The sequence below is a fragment of the Marivivens donghaensis genome (genome assembly GCF_011806565.1).
GTDB lineage: Bacteria > Pseudomonadota > Alphaproteobacteria > Rhodobacterales > Rhodobacteraceae > Marivivens > Marivivens donghaensis_A.
Genome location: NZ_JAATOP010000001.1, coordinates 495,219 through 508,168 on the forward strand (window position 1 = coordinate 495,219; position 12,950 = coordinate 508,168).

Below are 12,950 nucleotides of genomic sequence, written 5' to 3' on the forward strand. Positions count from 1 at the left end.
ACTATGAAAGACGTACTCACCGGCATTCTGCCCGTTGCTCCGACGCCGTTCTTCGATGATGGCCGCGTCGACGAAGAGGGCATGCGCCGCGTTCTGGACTGCATGATCGATCAGGGTGTCGACGCGATCTGCATCCTCGCCAACTACTCGGAGCAGTTCCTTCTGTCCGACGAAGAGCGGGCGACCCTGACCCGCGTGTCGCTCGAACATGTCAACGGACGCGTGCCGGTGATCGTTACGATTAGCCACTTCGCGACCGAGATCGTGGTGAAGCGCGCGAAGGAAGCCCAAGCGCTCGGCGCATCGATGGTCATGATGATGCCGCCGTATCACGGTGTCGGCCTCGTGCCCGCCGAAGCCGGTATCTACGAGCATTTCGCTGCCGTGTCCGACGCGATCTCTATCCCGATCATGGTGCAGGACGCGCCGCTGTCGGGCTGCACGCTGACGGTACCGCTGCTGGTGCGCATGGCGAAAGAGCTGGAGAATGTCAGCTACTTTAAAATGGAAACACCGTTTGCAGCCGACAAACTGGCTGCACTGATCGAGCAGGGTGGCGAGCACATCGTCGGCCCGTTCGACGGCGAGGAAGCCGTGACGCTGCTGGCCGACCTTGACGCGGGCTGCACGGGTACGATGACCTCGGCGCTCCAGCCCGAGAAAATCCGCCCGATCGTGGTCGACTACCGCGCTGGCAATATCGACGCCGCGCTCGACCAGTGGCGCCTTTGCCTGCCGCTGATTAACCATGAGAACCGCCAATGCGGTCTGCGGGCAGCCAAAACCGTGATGCAGGCGGGCGGCGTGATCCGTTCGGACTACGTGCGCCACCCTCTCAAGCCGATGAGCCAGCGGACCAAGGACCGTCTGTTGCAACTCTCCAAGGAACTCGATGTGATTGCCCTGAAGTGGGGCAAGTAAGGACGACTTATGACCTATGTACCAAGCGGTAAGCACCTGATTGCAGGCGAATGGGTCGCGGGCGACGCGACCTTCACCTCCAGCCCCGCCCACGGCGAAGCGCGTGAATATAGCGAGGGCTCGCCTGCCCATGTGGACCGCGCCTGTCAGGCGGCGGAAGAAGCGTTCTGGACCTTCGGCTATTCGCCCCGCGAGGAACGTGCCGCGTTCCTGAACGCCATCGCCGACGAAATCGAAGCCCGCGCGGATGCAATCACCGAGATCGGCACGCAGGAAAGCGGTCTGCCCGAAGCGCGCCTGATGGGCGAGCGTGGTCGTACTGTTGGTCAGATCCGTCTTTTTGCGCAGCACATCCTTGATGGTGCGTATCTCGACCGCCGCCATGACGAGGCGCTGCCGGATCGCCAGCCGCTGCCGCGTCCCGATCTGCGCATGATGCAGCGTCCCATCGGCCCTGTAGCTGTGTTCGGTGCGTCGAACTTCCCCCTCGCATTCTCGACCGCTGGTGGTGACACCGCTGCGGCGCTTGCAGCGGGTTGCCCTGTTGTCGTTAAAGGCCACGATGCGCACCCCGGCACTGGCGAGATCATGGCTGAGGCCATCGCCGCCGCCGCCAAGAAATGTGGCATCCATCCCGGTGTGTTCAGCCTCGTCCAAGGCAGCACACGCGAGGTTGGCGCGGCGCTGGTTCAGCACCCGCTCATCAACGCGGTTGGTTTCACCGGCTCGCTCGGTGGTGGCCGTGCGCTGTTCGACCTCTGCGCCCAGCGTGAGGTTCCGATCCCGTTCTACGGCGAGCTCGGTAGCGTGAACCCGATGTTTGTTCTCCCCGAAGCGGGCGACACTCGCGGCGCTGCAATTGCCGCCGGTTGGGCCGGATCGCTCACCATGGGGGCAGGGCAGTTCTGCACCAATCCGGGGATCGTCGTAGTCCTAGCAGATCAGGCCGAAGCCTTCGCCAAAGCCGCTGCCGAGGCACTGAAAGATGCGGCCCCGCAGATCATGCTGACCGACGGCATTGCGAACGCCTACCGTAAGGGCCGCGACCGCGTTGCCGCTGGAACCAACGTTAAAGAAGTGCTGACCTCGGTCTGCGATATGCGCAACGCAACGCCCTACGTCTATGAGGTGAGCGCCGAGGACTGGCTGGCGAACGAAGTGCTGGCAGAGGAGGTCTTTGGCCCGCTCGGCATCATCGTGACAGCGCAGTCGGTCGACGAGATGGACAAGCTGGCTCGTAGTCTGCAGGGCCAGCTGACCTGCACGCTCCACATGGACGACGGCGACGCGGCAACTGCCCGCCGCCTGCTGCCGATCCTCGAACGCAAAGCGGGACGTGTGCTTGCCAACGGGTTCCCGACCGGCGTTGAAGTGGCTGACGCCATGGTTCACGGTGGTCCGTACCCTGCCTCGACCAACTTCGGCGCGACTTCGGTCGGCACCCTCGCGATCCGCCGCTTCCTGCGCCCCGTATGCTATCAGAACATCCCCGTAGGAGTTCTGCCCGAGGATCTTGCATGAGCCAAGTCGCGTGGATTGCAGCCGACTGGGGCACGTCCAACCTGCGTGTTTGGGGTTTGGGCGCCAACGGCAAAGTCATCGAAACAGCGCGTTCAGATCAGGGGATGGGGAAGCTCACTCCTGATCAGTACGAAGGTGTTCTGAACGGTCTGGTTGCCGGTTGGACCGACGGCCCGACCGACGTCCTGATTTGCGGAATGGCCGGCGCGAAGCAGGGCTGGAAAGAAGCGCCGTACCTCTCGGTACCCTGTGCCCCGGCTGGGGCTGACGCGGTTTCGGTGCAGACAAGTGGTGCGCTCAACGTGCGCATTCTGCCCGGCCTTTGCCAGATCGACCCGCCGGACGTCATGCGCGGGGAGGAAACGCAGATTGCGGGGTTCCTCGCTTCGCGTCCTGACTTCGCGGGCACGATCTGCTTGCCGGGAACTCACTCCAAATGGGTGCAGATCGCGGACGGGCAGGTAAGGTCTTTCCGCACAAAGATGACCGGTGAGCTGTTTAATCTGCTCTCAGAACAGTCCGTCTTGCGCCACGGGATGTCGGACGACTGGGATGATGGCGCTTTTACCGACGGGCTGAAGCAATCGCACGACGCGCTAAACGCCCTCTTCACCGTCCGCTCCACCGGTCTGCTGGACCCGAGCAAAGCAGCGGGCGCGCGGTCCTACCTCTCCGGCCTCCTCATCGGCGCGGAGCTTCAGGGCGTCGACACTGCCGTTCCCGTTGTCCTGATCGGCGACGGAAAGCTTTCCGCGCTCTATGCCACCGTGCTCGAACAGTTCGGCGCAACCTCGGAAATCGTTGACGGCGAGGGGCTGGTTCTCGAAGGTCTCAAAGCCGCTTATGCAGAGTTGAAGGGTTAACATGACACGCAATATCGTAGCCATCATTCGCGGCGTCACGCCGGACGAAGCCCTTTCGGTCACGGGGGCTTTGATCGACGCAGGCATCACGAAAATCGAGGTGCCGCTGAATTCCCCCGACCCTCTGAATTCCATTGAAGCAATGGCCAAGGCGTTCGGCGAAACGGCCCTCATCGGCGCAGGTACAGTCCTGTCGAAGGGCGATGTGGAGGATGTAGCCAACGCGGGCGGTAAGCTGATCGTCTCGCCCGACTGCAACCCCGAAGTCATCGGCGCGGCCAAATACAAGGGCCTGCTGTCCTATCCGGGCGTCATGACCCCGACCGAATGCTTCGCGGCCCTTCGCGCAGGGGCGGACGGGCTCAAGTTCTTCCCCGGATCGCTCATCGGTCCCGCTGGCCTCAAAGCGATGAACGCGGTTCTGCCCAAAGGCACTGATCTGCTGGCGGTCGGCGGCGCGAGCGCCGACAACTTCGGTGAGTGGGCCGCCGCCGGTGCGACGGGCTTCGGCATTGGCACGGCACTCTACAAACCGGGTGACAACGCCGCCGTGGTGGCCGAAAAGGCAACCCATATTGTGACTGCTTACGACCAGGTATTTTCTTGATGACTGCTTCTGTTTTCGACGACCGCGCTTGCGAACTGGGCGAAGGCCCCCTTTGGCACCCCGAGCGCAAGCAACTGTTCTGGTTCGACATTATGGCGAACACGCTGCACACGCGCTCCGACGCTGGCCCGCAAAGCTGGGATTTTGGAGAGCGCGTATCTGCCGCCGGCTGGGTGGATCAGACCACGCTGCTGGTCGCGTCGGAAACCAAGCTCCAGAAGTTCGATATCGAGACGGGCACCACTGGCCACGTCATCGACCTTGAGGCCGACAACTCTGTCACCCGTTCGAACGACGGCCGCGCTGATCCGTTCGGTGGTTTCTGGATCGGCACGATGGGCAAGAACGCCGAGAAAGTGGCCGGATCGATCTATCGCTACTACCGCGGCGAACTGCGGAAACTGTTCGGCGGTATCACCATTCCGAACTCCATCTGCTTTGCCCCTGATGGCCGCACGGGGTATTTCACCGACACGCCGACACGCATCGTTAAAAAGGTCTCTCTCGCGTCCGACGGTTGGCCCGATGCCGAGCCCGAGGTGTTCGTCGACTTGAACGACAGCGAAATGAACCCCGACGGCGCGGTCACGGACTCCGAAGGTGCGGTCTGGTGCGCGCATTGGGGCGCCCACCGCGTCACACGCTATCTGCCCGACGGCACCAAGGATATCAGCGTCGAAGTCGGAGGCGCCCACGCATCGTGCCCCGCATTCGGCGGCGACGGCTACAAAACGCTGTTCGTCACGACCGCCTGCGAAGGGATCGACACCCCATCCGAAGCCGAAGGCAAGGTCTATAGCGCGCCAGTCGACGTCGCCGGTCTACCGGAGCCGCGCGTCATCCTCTAGCGCTATTCGCAGGCTTGGATGTCCAGTGCGTTGAAAATCGGATAGGACGTCGGGACCCATTCCCTAGCTGGTGCTGACCCGATGACAGACGCTACCGCCACGCTCGCCTTCGTCGACTTTTTGGCAACGGCGATCTTTGCCATGACCGGTGCGCTTGTAGCGTCTCGTAAGCAGCTGGATATGCTCGCTTTTGTCTGGTTCGCAGCAGCGACCGGCATCGGCGGAGGAACCCTGCGTGACCTGCTGCTCGATGTGCCCGTGTTCTGGATCATCAATCCGGTCTACCTATCGATCTGTATCGTCGTAGCGGTGGTAATGCATTTCGCCGCCTCGCTTGTGGCCTCGCGGCAAACCTGGATCTTGTGGGCGGACGCCTTCGGCATGGCCTTCGCGGCGGTCGTCGGCACGGCTAAAGCGCTTGAATTGGGTGCGTCAGCCCTCGTTGCGGTCGCGATGGGACTGTTCAGCGCCACCGCGGGCGGGATCATCCGCGATACGCTTGGTCAGGAGCCGAGCATCATCTTGCGCCCCGAAATCTACATGTCAGCCACGGTTTTGGGTGCAGTAACAGTCGTCGGAGGCCATTGGTTTGGCCAGCCGATGACTTTATCGATGCTTGCGGGCTTTTGCGTCGCGCTAACCGTCCGCTTGGCAGCAATCCAGTTCGATTTGAAGCTTCCGGTCTACAAGCCGCGCAAGGGCAGGCCGTGGGGACGCAAAAGCTGAGGCAATTCCCGACACCGCCAAGGTGCGAAGTCATTCAATAAATTGGGGAAAATAGAGGTGGAGGCGAGTACCGGACCCGCTACCATTTTTCTAAGCCACTGGAAGGCTTCAACAATCGAGTGCGAGGTTGAGTTGTGTGTCGCACTTCGTGTCACACTTATGCTGCTAGAGTTGCGTTTCTGTCAACCGCCGAGTGTTCTCTCAGGTGGCCTTCTATTCTCCTATAGGTGGCCCGGATGCCGACACCCGGCAGTTATCTTGCCTATGCGAAGGCCGACTTACGAGGCGGGGCGTATCCCTACCATCGCGGGTGGGGTATGGGGGAAGTCCGCGCGGCTCAGTATATGGATAGGGCCGCGAAAAAATGTTTTGAGATTTTATGATGACCGATGAACCCAAGTCCGTACTTGCTTTAAAGGCAGCGGCTTTAGCGGCTGAGTTGCCCAACCAACTCGCAGATCATTCATGGGCCTTTGAACCATATCTTGCGCTATCAAATCCCGATGCACAAAACCTTATCGACTTGCTTATGGATGACGTGTGCGCAGCGTGGACCGCATCATTTGCGCGAAAACCAAGCATCGACAGGCAACAGGCGTTTATCGACTGTGGCGGTGTCATTCTCGTAAACCTGATGCGGGCGAAGTGCAACAAGCGGCCGACTACAATCGGAATGCGACGTGGCAAGGGCGCTCTAGATCGTGAAAAGCGATACCGCCCAGACCACATGAAAGCCAAGCTATTCATCACTGTGCAAGACCGGCTTATCAACGCGGGCTATGTCGAAAAGGCGAAAAGTGGTTTCAATCTTCCCGGCTACAGTCAGACAAGCCGGTTTGCCTTGACGGAAAAGGGCGCGTTGGAACTCGAAACACATGAATGGGACGTCAACGACTTCAAAGTGCACCGGGGCAGAGAAACCATCCGCTTGAAGGACGCCGATGATCGACTTTGCGGATACGATGACACGCCTGAGATAATGGCTATCCGGGCGCATATTGACGAGATCAACGCAAAGCTGGAAGCAACCGACATAGACACTGCGCGACCGCTCAGCATCCATGACAAAGGGCCGGACTATGAAGGTCGCAAGGCGAGCTTGCACCGGGTATTCAACCGGGGCAACTTCGACCATGGGGGGCGGTTCTATGGCGGGTGGTGGCAGGTCATCAAGAAACACGCGCGGCCCAAAATCACCATAGACGGGCGGCACACCATCGAAGCAGACTTCCGGGGCTTCAACCCGGCGGTGCTGTTGGCAGAGGCGGGCCAGCCCATACCGGATGATCCTTATTCTCCAATAGTGGGGTCGAATGCGGACAAGGAGTTGCGGGACCACGGCAAGTCCACACTTGCCGCGTTGCTCAACTCCAAAACAGGCACCACCGAAGAACCTCGCGACTTCGACAGCGCCCGTTGGGGTATAACGGCAGAGGACTTCCGGCAGAAGGTGCTGGACGCCTTCCCAATGGTTCGCGCCATGCTGGGCACCGACAAGGGCCTAACCCTGCAACGGTTGGAAAGCGACATTGCCGAGGCGATCATTCTGCACTTTGTCAGGCAGGGCCATACGATCCTGCCCATCCATGATGCCTTCATCGTGCAGGCCCATCTGGAAGGGGAACTTGTACGAGTGATGCAGGACACCTTTAAAGCGAGGCTGGGGCAGGTTCCTCCTGTCAAAGTCACCCGGTCCTACGCCCTACGCTGACCTATCCCTACAAATCCAATGTTCCCTTTACCGGGGCAAATAAGGGACCGCTGGATTTTCCCTGTTCCGTCAGGCACAAAGGGCGAAAAGACGAACACGGGGGCGACCATCCATGCAAAACCTTCTCGATGACCTGACGGACCTTCTTCAAGCCGAACAGGCGTTTATCTCGGATGGGGCAATCCTCAAGAATGCGGTAATCGAGGCGGCGCTGAACATGGATGCGCGGCTTTTAGAACTCCTGATGCAGTTAGACACGATCAAGGCGCACTTCTTCACCGAAGTTGCGGGGGTGCTGGTGTTCGACAAAGTAAAGTTTCAGGACTTTGTGTCCAATAAAGCCTTCCTGCCCGACAGTTACACCGCTTTCAAGAACCGGATCGGCCTGACCGATGGGCGAGGTGACTACCTGAGCCAGTCGCGCGACGTAGTGCTGGCGTGGCCCTACAAGGATTGTGTGCTGGAAGGCGGCATGACGAAAGAGGACCGAGGCCGCAACGAGGTGTTCTGGAACACGACGCTGGCCCCGGACGACATCACGCGACTGTTTGAACCCAAGGTGCTGACCGGCTGGGAACGCTGGGATGCAGAGGCCGTGGCGGAGGGCAAGGCCAAGCCCGTGGCGGAGGTGTCAGAGGACGACAACCTGCTCATCAAGGGCAACAACCTGCTGGCACTGCATTCGCTGAAAGCACGCTATGCGGACAAGGTGAAGCTGATCTATATTGACCCGCCCTATAACACGGGCAATGACGGGTTTCGGTATAACGACCGCTTCAACCATTCCGCGTGGCTGACTTTCATGAGGAACCGTTTGGAGGTAGCGAAAGCGTTGTTACAAAAAGACGGGCTTTTGTTCGTGCATTGCGATGGGAACGAGTTTGCATACCTTAAGGTGCTCTTAGATGAAGTGATGAGTGACGGGATTTTTATCGAGTGCATTACCGTTGTGAACAATCCCCGTGGTCGCGATTATGGCGGCATTGCCAATATGCACGAATACATCCTTTGCTACGCCAAGCGACCTGATTATGAACTTCATCGCCTTGACGATCCTCAGAAGCAGTTTCCATATTCCGACACAACCGGAGGCTTTGAGCTTCGTGAACTTAGGAACCGAAATACTGCCTTCAACGAGGGCAATCGTCCCAATCTTGTATATCCTTTCTATGCCGATCCAGAGGACACTGATGAAAATGGCCTTCACACGATAAGCCTTGAACCTAAGGACGGTTGGCGGGAGGTCATGCCAGCCAAATCGCAAGGTATTCAGACTGTTTGGCGCTGGGGTAAACCTCGATCACAACAGAACCTCAACACTGAAATCAAGGCCAAGCAAATGAAAGATGGCCGATATCAAATCGTTGAAAAGTATCGCGACACTAAGCAGATGGCGCGTTCGGTTTGGTGGGATAAGGAAGTAAACTCTGAGCGCGGTACATTGCATGTGAAGTCACTCGTAGGGAAACAGGCCTTCACTTATCCAAAACCAGAAGAAACGCTCAGCCGCATCATCGAGATGACAACCGACGAAGGCGATCTTGTACTCGACTTCTTCGCAGGCTCCGGCACCACAGCTTCAGTCGCAAGTAAAATGGGGCGGCGTTGGCTGGCAGTGGAGCAGATGGACTATATCGAGGATTTAACCAAAACTCGCCTCAAGAAAGTCATTGAGGGTGAACAGGGTGGCATATCCAAATCCGTCGAGTGGCAAGGCGGTGGATCGTTTGTCTATGCCGAACTCGCAGCATCCAACTCGGTCTTTGCGGACCGGATCGAAGCGGCCCCTGACATGGTCACGCTGCAAACCATTCATGCCGACATCCAAGCCACGGGCTATCTGCGCTATGACGTGGACCTGAGCGCCTTTGACACTGATGACTTCGCTGCACTTCCACTGGACGATGCCAAGCGCGTCTTGATGGACTGCCTTGATGCCAACCACCTCTACGTCAATCTCGGCTCCCTTGGAGATGCGGATTTCGACATCTCGGACGAAGACGCCCGCGCGACCCGCTCTTTCTATGGGCTGGACGCATGAGCCAGACCCTAAACGAACAGATTGATGCGGTTGCCAAGTTTGGGATGCTTAAGGCCGACATTCCCGACGACATCACCGGCAACCTCGCGCCGAAGATCGAGTTACGCCCGTATCAGCGCACGGCACTAGAACGCTGGCTGTTCTACATCGACAAATACGAGGCGCGGCCCAAGGCCCCGCACTTGCTGTTCCACATGGCCACAGGCAGCGGCAAGACTGTGCTGATGGCGGCGCTGATCCTTGATCTTTACCGGCGCGGCTATCGGAACTTTCTGTTCTTCGTGAACTCCGCCCAGATCATCGAGAAGACCAAGGAAAACTTCCTCAACCCTGCATCGGCCAAGCACCTGTTTGCGCCAACGGTACGCATTGACGACAAGCCCGTGGAAATCCGCGCGGTGGACACCTTCGACGCGGTGTCAGGCGATGCGATCAACATCCACTTCACTACCATTCAGGGACTGCACACAAGGATGCAGGCCCCCAAGGAAAACGCCGTCACCATCGAAGACTTCCGCGACTACAAGGTGGTGATGATCTCGGACGAAGCGCACCACTTGAACGCCGAGACCAAGAAGACGCTAACGGCAGGGGAAAAGGCGGACAAGGCCAGTTGGGAAGGCACGGTATCCGAGATTTTCCGCCAGCACCCCGAGAACATGTTGTTGGAGTTTACCGCGACTGTGGACCTGAGCCATGAGGCGATCCGCGCGAAGTATGCCGACAAGATACTGTACGACTATTCCCTGCGACAGTTTCGGGAGGGCGGCTATTCCAAGGACATCGAGTTGCGGCAGGCCGATTTGCCGCCCGAGGCCCGGATGATGCAGGCGATGGTTCTGAGCCAGTATCGCCGCAAGGTGGCCGAGGCGCACGGGCTGCATTGCAAGCCGGTGATCCTGATGAAGTCCAAGACGATCAAGGAAAGCGCCGACAACGAAGCGACCTTCACTGCGATGGCTGCCGGGCTGACGGGCGAGGCGCTGGACGCGCTCAGGGTGGCCTCTGAGGGCGATGAGACGCTTTCGCGGGCCTTTGCCTTCATCATGGATGAAAGGGCCATGAGCGGCGCGGATTTCGCCCGCGAGCTACAGGGCGATTTTGCCCCCGAGAAGGTGGTGAACGTCAACAACCCCAAGGATTTGGAAAACAGACAGATAGAACTCAACGCCTTGGAGGACCGCGACAACGAGATGCGGGTGATCTTTGCCGTCGATAAGCTGAACGAAGGCTGGGACGTGCTGAACCTGTTCGACATTGTGCGGCTTTACGATACTCGCGACGGCAAGGCCAACAAGGTCGGCAAAACCACTATGGCCGAAGCTCAGTTGATTGGACGCGGGGCGAGGTACTTTCCGTTCATGGCCCCGGACCAGCCTGACGCGGCTCGGGAAAAACGCAAGTACGACAGCGCCGTGGACACGCCTCTGCGCATCTTGGAGGAACTGCACTACCACTGTTCGCACAATCCTAAGTACATCCAAGATATCCGCAACGCCCTGCGTGAAACCGGGATGCTGGATGATACCGCACGGACGGTGCGACTGCGCCTCAAGGACAGCTTCAAGCAAACTGACCTGTATGAACGTGAGTTTGTTTGGGTCAATGATCGGGTGCGCAATCCCCGCGATGGTGTTGCTGGCCTTGACGCCTACAAGATCGAAAGCACTGTCACCTATCCTAACCTGATGACAGGCCGGGTGATAGAAGCCTCTGCCTTTGGCGGCGGGCAGTTGACTTTGAAGCCGTCCAGCAAAGAACCTGTGTCCCGCGACTTCAAACTGGCCGACTTTGGCAGGGCCATTCTTGGCTTTGCGATGGACGCCAATGACTTCTTCCACTTCGCCAACCTGCGGACCTATTTCCCGCAACTCGCCAGTGCATCGCAGTTCGTCACCTCTGACACCTATCTGGGCGGCGTGACAGTGAGTCTGCGCGGATTGCTAGATGACTTGGACAACCTGACCGCACGGCAAAAGCTGGACATCGCGCAATACGTCCTGCACGAGATCGAAAGCGGTGTGAAACGCGAAAGTGTCGAATATGTCGGCACCAAGGACTTCAAGCCCTATCCCATCAAGGACCGTTTCACCGACAAGGTGCTGAAACTGCGGGTTGAAGGCGAGACTGGGCTAAGCTGGACCGAAAGCAACGTGCCAGGGCTGGACCAGATCGACCTGTCGGGCAAGGGCTGGCACGCCTATGACGACAGCTATGGCACGGATCAGGAAAAGCACTTCATCAAATACATGCACGATCAGGAAGCCCGGTTGCGCGGTATCTATGACGACTTCTACCTGCTGCGGAACGAGAAGGCGGTGAAGCTATACGACTTCGACACCGGACGCGCCTTTGAACCCGACTTTGTTCTATTTCTGAGGAAGAAGGGCGAGGATGCAAGCACGATCTTTCAGCTATTCATCGAACCCAAAGGCGACCAGTTGCGCCCGCAAGACGACTGGAAGCAAGACTTCCTTGCTCAAGTGAAAGCCAAGGCCCGACTTGAAACGGTATTCCAAGGGCGGGACTATACCGTGCTGGGGCTGCCCTTCTTCAATGAGACTGGGCAGACCAATACTGACTTCAAAGCCGCATTCGAGACTGAGGTGCTGGACGCATAGCACGGTGCCGCTTGTCTAAGTCTGCGGGATTGGCGGGCCTATAAATGGTATCTCCCCATTACTGGGGCAAATAGTGGGAAGAAATCCCACATTCAGAAAAAAGTAATGATATGAGTACCTTCACGCCACCAAAGCGCATTTCGCTCAAGAACCATCCTGTCTATTCCGAGAACTGGGTGCAGGACATTATTGCAGCCGATCCGGCGATCCTTGGGCTTGGTGACTTGGTTCTGCGTGATCGTGAACGCATTCAGACACGGGCGGGCAGGTTGGACCTGCTTTTGCAAGACCGGGATAGCTACAAGCGTTATGAGGTTGAATTACAACTCGGGCCAACTGACGAAGCACATATCATCCGCACTATTGAATATTGGGACATCGAGCGGAAACGCTATCCGCAATACGAGCACTGCGCGGTTCTGGTCGCTGAGGACATCACCAGTCGCTTTTTGAACGTGGTGTCATTGTTCAATGGATCACTGCCGATCATTGCAGTACAGATGCAGGCTTTTGAAGTCGGGGATCACATCACGCTTGTCTTCACCAAAGTGTTGGATGAAATGCAGCGTGGCTTGGTAGACGAAGACGAAGACGCAATCAGCGCCCCGACTGACCGGTCTTACTGGGAAGAAAAGGCCGCTAAGAAGACCATAGCCCTTATGGACCGCATGTTTGAAGTGGTACGTGAAGGCGATCCGAACTGCGAACTGAAATACAACAAGTTTTACATAGGCTTGTTGAAGGATGGGCGGGCGAACAACTACGTCGCCTTCCGTCCAAAGAAGTCTTTCGTGGTGTTTGAGCCGAAGTTGCCACGCTCAGACGAAGTTGACGCAATGCTAGACACCGCAGGCGTTGAAACGCTTGAGTATAGCACGCGGTGGGCCAACTACCGTATCCGCGTCATTGACAAGGACTTCAAAGAGCATGAAGACCTTTTCCGGCATTTGATAAACGAAGCGCGCAATCAGCGTGAGGGCTGAGCTGATACGCCAAGCGAAGACCGAGCGAATGGCCAAAGTGCGGGTTGAGACTTGCTGCTTAACCAATGCAATGGAAGGGGCCATCCGAGACAGCCCCAACCACCCAAT

10 protein-coding genes are annotated in these 12,950 nt (G+C 58.2%); all 10 read left to right on the forward strand.

All coding sequences use genetic code 11. The features are described 5' to 3' along the window. Positions 1-3: 3 nt before the first annotated feature. The 10 genes from HCZ30_RS02465 to HCZ30_RS02510 all read left to right on the forward strand — a co-directional run bounded on the left by HCZ30_RS02465 (position 4) and on the right by HCZ30_RS02510 (position 12,842). Complete coding sequence (locus HCZ30_RS02465; RefSeq protein WP_167636173.1) at positions 4-921, forward strand: dihydrodipicolinate synthase family protein; 918 nt, start codon at positions 4-6, stop codon at positions 919-921. 9 nt (positions 922-930) lie between these two features. After that, positions 931-2,442, forward strand: coding sequence for an aldehyde dehydrogenase (NADP(+)) (locus HCZ30_RS02470; RefSeq protein WP_167636174.1), 1,512 nt, complete (start codon positions 931-933; stop codon positions 2,440-2,442). After that, positions 2,439-3,305, forward strand: a complete 867-nt coding sequence (locus HCZ30_RS02475; protein ID WP_167636175.1) for a 2-dehydro-3-deoxygalactonokinase — start codon at positions 2,439-2,441, stop codon at positions 3,303-3,305. Before HCZ30_RS02470 ends, HCZ30_RS02475 begins: the two co-directional genes overlap by 4 nt. Before the next feature lies 1 nt (position 3,306). Beyond that, positions 3,307-3,912: a 2-dehydro-3-deoxy-6-phosphogalactonate aldolase gene (locus HCZ30_RS02480; RefSeq protein ID WP_167636176.1), complete on the forward strand. Its 606-nt coding sequence runs from the start codon at positions 3,307-3,309 to the stop codon at positions 3,910-3,912. After that, positions 3,912-4,760 carry an SMP-30/gluconolactonase/LRE family protein gene (locus HCZ30_RS02485; protein ID WP_167636177.1) on the forward strand — a complete coding sequence of 283 codons (849 nt, stop codon included), beginning with the start codon at positions 3,912-3,914 and terminating at the stop codon, positions 4,758-4,760. Before HCZ30_RS02480 ends, HCZ30_RS02485 begins: the two co-directional genes overlap by 1 nt. A gap of 81 nt (positions 4,761-4,841) precedes the next feature. Next, complete coding sequence (locus HCZ30_RS02490) at positions 4,842-5,486, forward strand: trimeric intracellular cation channel family protein (protein ID WP_167636178.1); 645 nt, start codon at positions 4,842-4,844, stop codon at positions 5,484-5,486. A gap of 382 nt (positions 5,487-5,868) precedes the next feature. After that, complete coding sequence (locus HCZ30_RS02495; protein WP_167636179.1) at positions 5,869-7,197, forward strand: hypothetical protein; 1,329 nt, start codon at positions 5,869-5,871, stop codon at positions 7,195-7,197. A gap of 112 nt (positions 7,198-7,309) precedes the next feature. After that, complete coding sequence (locus HCZ30_RS02500; RefSeq protein ID WP_167636180.1) at positions 7,310-9,238, forward strand: DNA methyltransferase; 1,929 nt, start codon at positions 7,310-7,312, stop codon at positions 9,236-9,238. Next, a complete protein-coding gene (locus HCZ30_RS02505) occupies positions 9,235-11,859 on the forward strand; it encodes a DEAD/DEAH box helicase family protein (RefSeq protein ID WP_167636181.1) in 2,625 nt (874 codons plus the stop codon). Before HCZ30_RS02500 ends, HCZ30_RS02505 begins: the two co-directional genes overlap by 4 nt. A 110-nt stretch (positions 11,860-11,969) precedes the next feature. After that, positions 11,970-12,842 (forward strand): hypothetical protein, encoded by an 873-nt coding sequence (locus tag HCZ30_RS02510; protein ID WP_167636182.1) that lies wholly within the window; start codon positions 11,970-11,972, stop codon positions 12,840-12,842. Positions 12,843-12,950 lie beyond the last annotated feature (108 nt).

What these genes read in the sequence shown, in the direction of transcription:
- HCZ30_RS02485 (WP_167636177.1), top strand. Translation starts at nt 3,912, where the DNA reads ATGACTGCTTCTGTTTTCGACGACCGCGCTTGCGAACTGGGCGAAGGC.
- HCZ30_RS02480 (WP_167636176.1), top strand. Translation starts at nt 3,307, where the DNA reads ATGACACGCAATATCGTAGCCATCATTCGCGGCGTCACGCCGGACGAA.
- HCZ30_RS02490 (WP_167636178.1), top strand. Translation starts at nt 4,842, where the DNA reads ATGACAGACGCTACCGCCACGCTCGCCTTCGTCGACTTTTTGGCAACG.
- HCZ30_RS02470 (WP_167636174.1), top strand. Translation starts at nt 931, where the DNA reads ATGACCTATGTACCAAGCGGTAAGCACCTGATTGCAGGCGAATGGGTC.
- HCZ30_RS02510 (WP_167636182.1), top strand. Translation starts at nt 11,970, where the DNA reads ATGAGTACCTTCACGCCACCAAAGCGCATTTCGCTCAAGAACCATCCT.
- HCZ30_RS02495 (WP_167636179.1), top strand. Translation starts at nt 5,869, where the DNA reads ATGACCGATGAACCCAAGTCCGTACTTGCTTTAAAGGCAGCGGCTTTA.
- HCZ30_RS02465 (WP_167636173.1), top strand. Translation starts at nt 4, where the DNA reads ATGAAAGACGTACTCACCGGCATTCTGCCCGTTGCTCCGACGCCGTTC.
- HCZ30_RS02475 (WP_167636175.1), top strand. Translation starts at nt 2,439, where the DNA reads ATGAGCCAAGTCGCGTGGATTGCAGCCGACTGGGGCACGTCCAACCTG.
- HCZ30_RS02505 (WP_167636181.1), top strand. Translation starts at nt 9,235, where the DNA reads ATGAGCCAGACCCTAAACGAACAGATTGATGCGGTTGCCAAGTTTGGG.
- HCZ30_RS02500 (WP_167636180.1), top strand. Translation starts at nt 7,310, where the DNA reads ATGCAAAACCTTCTCGATGACCTGACGGACCTTCTTCAAGCCGAACAG.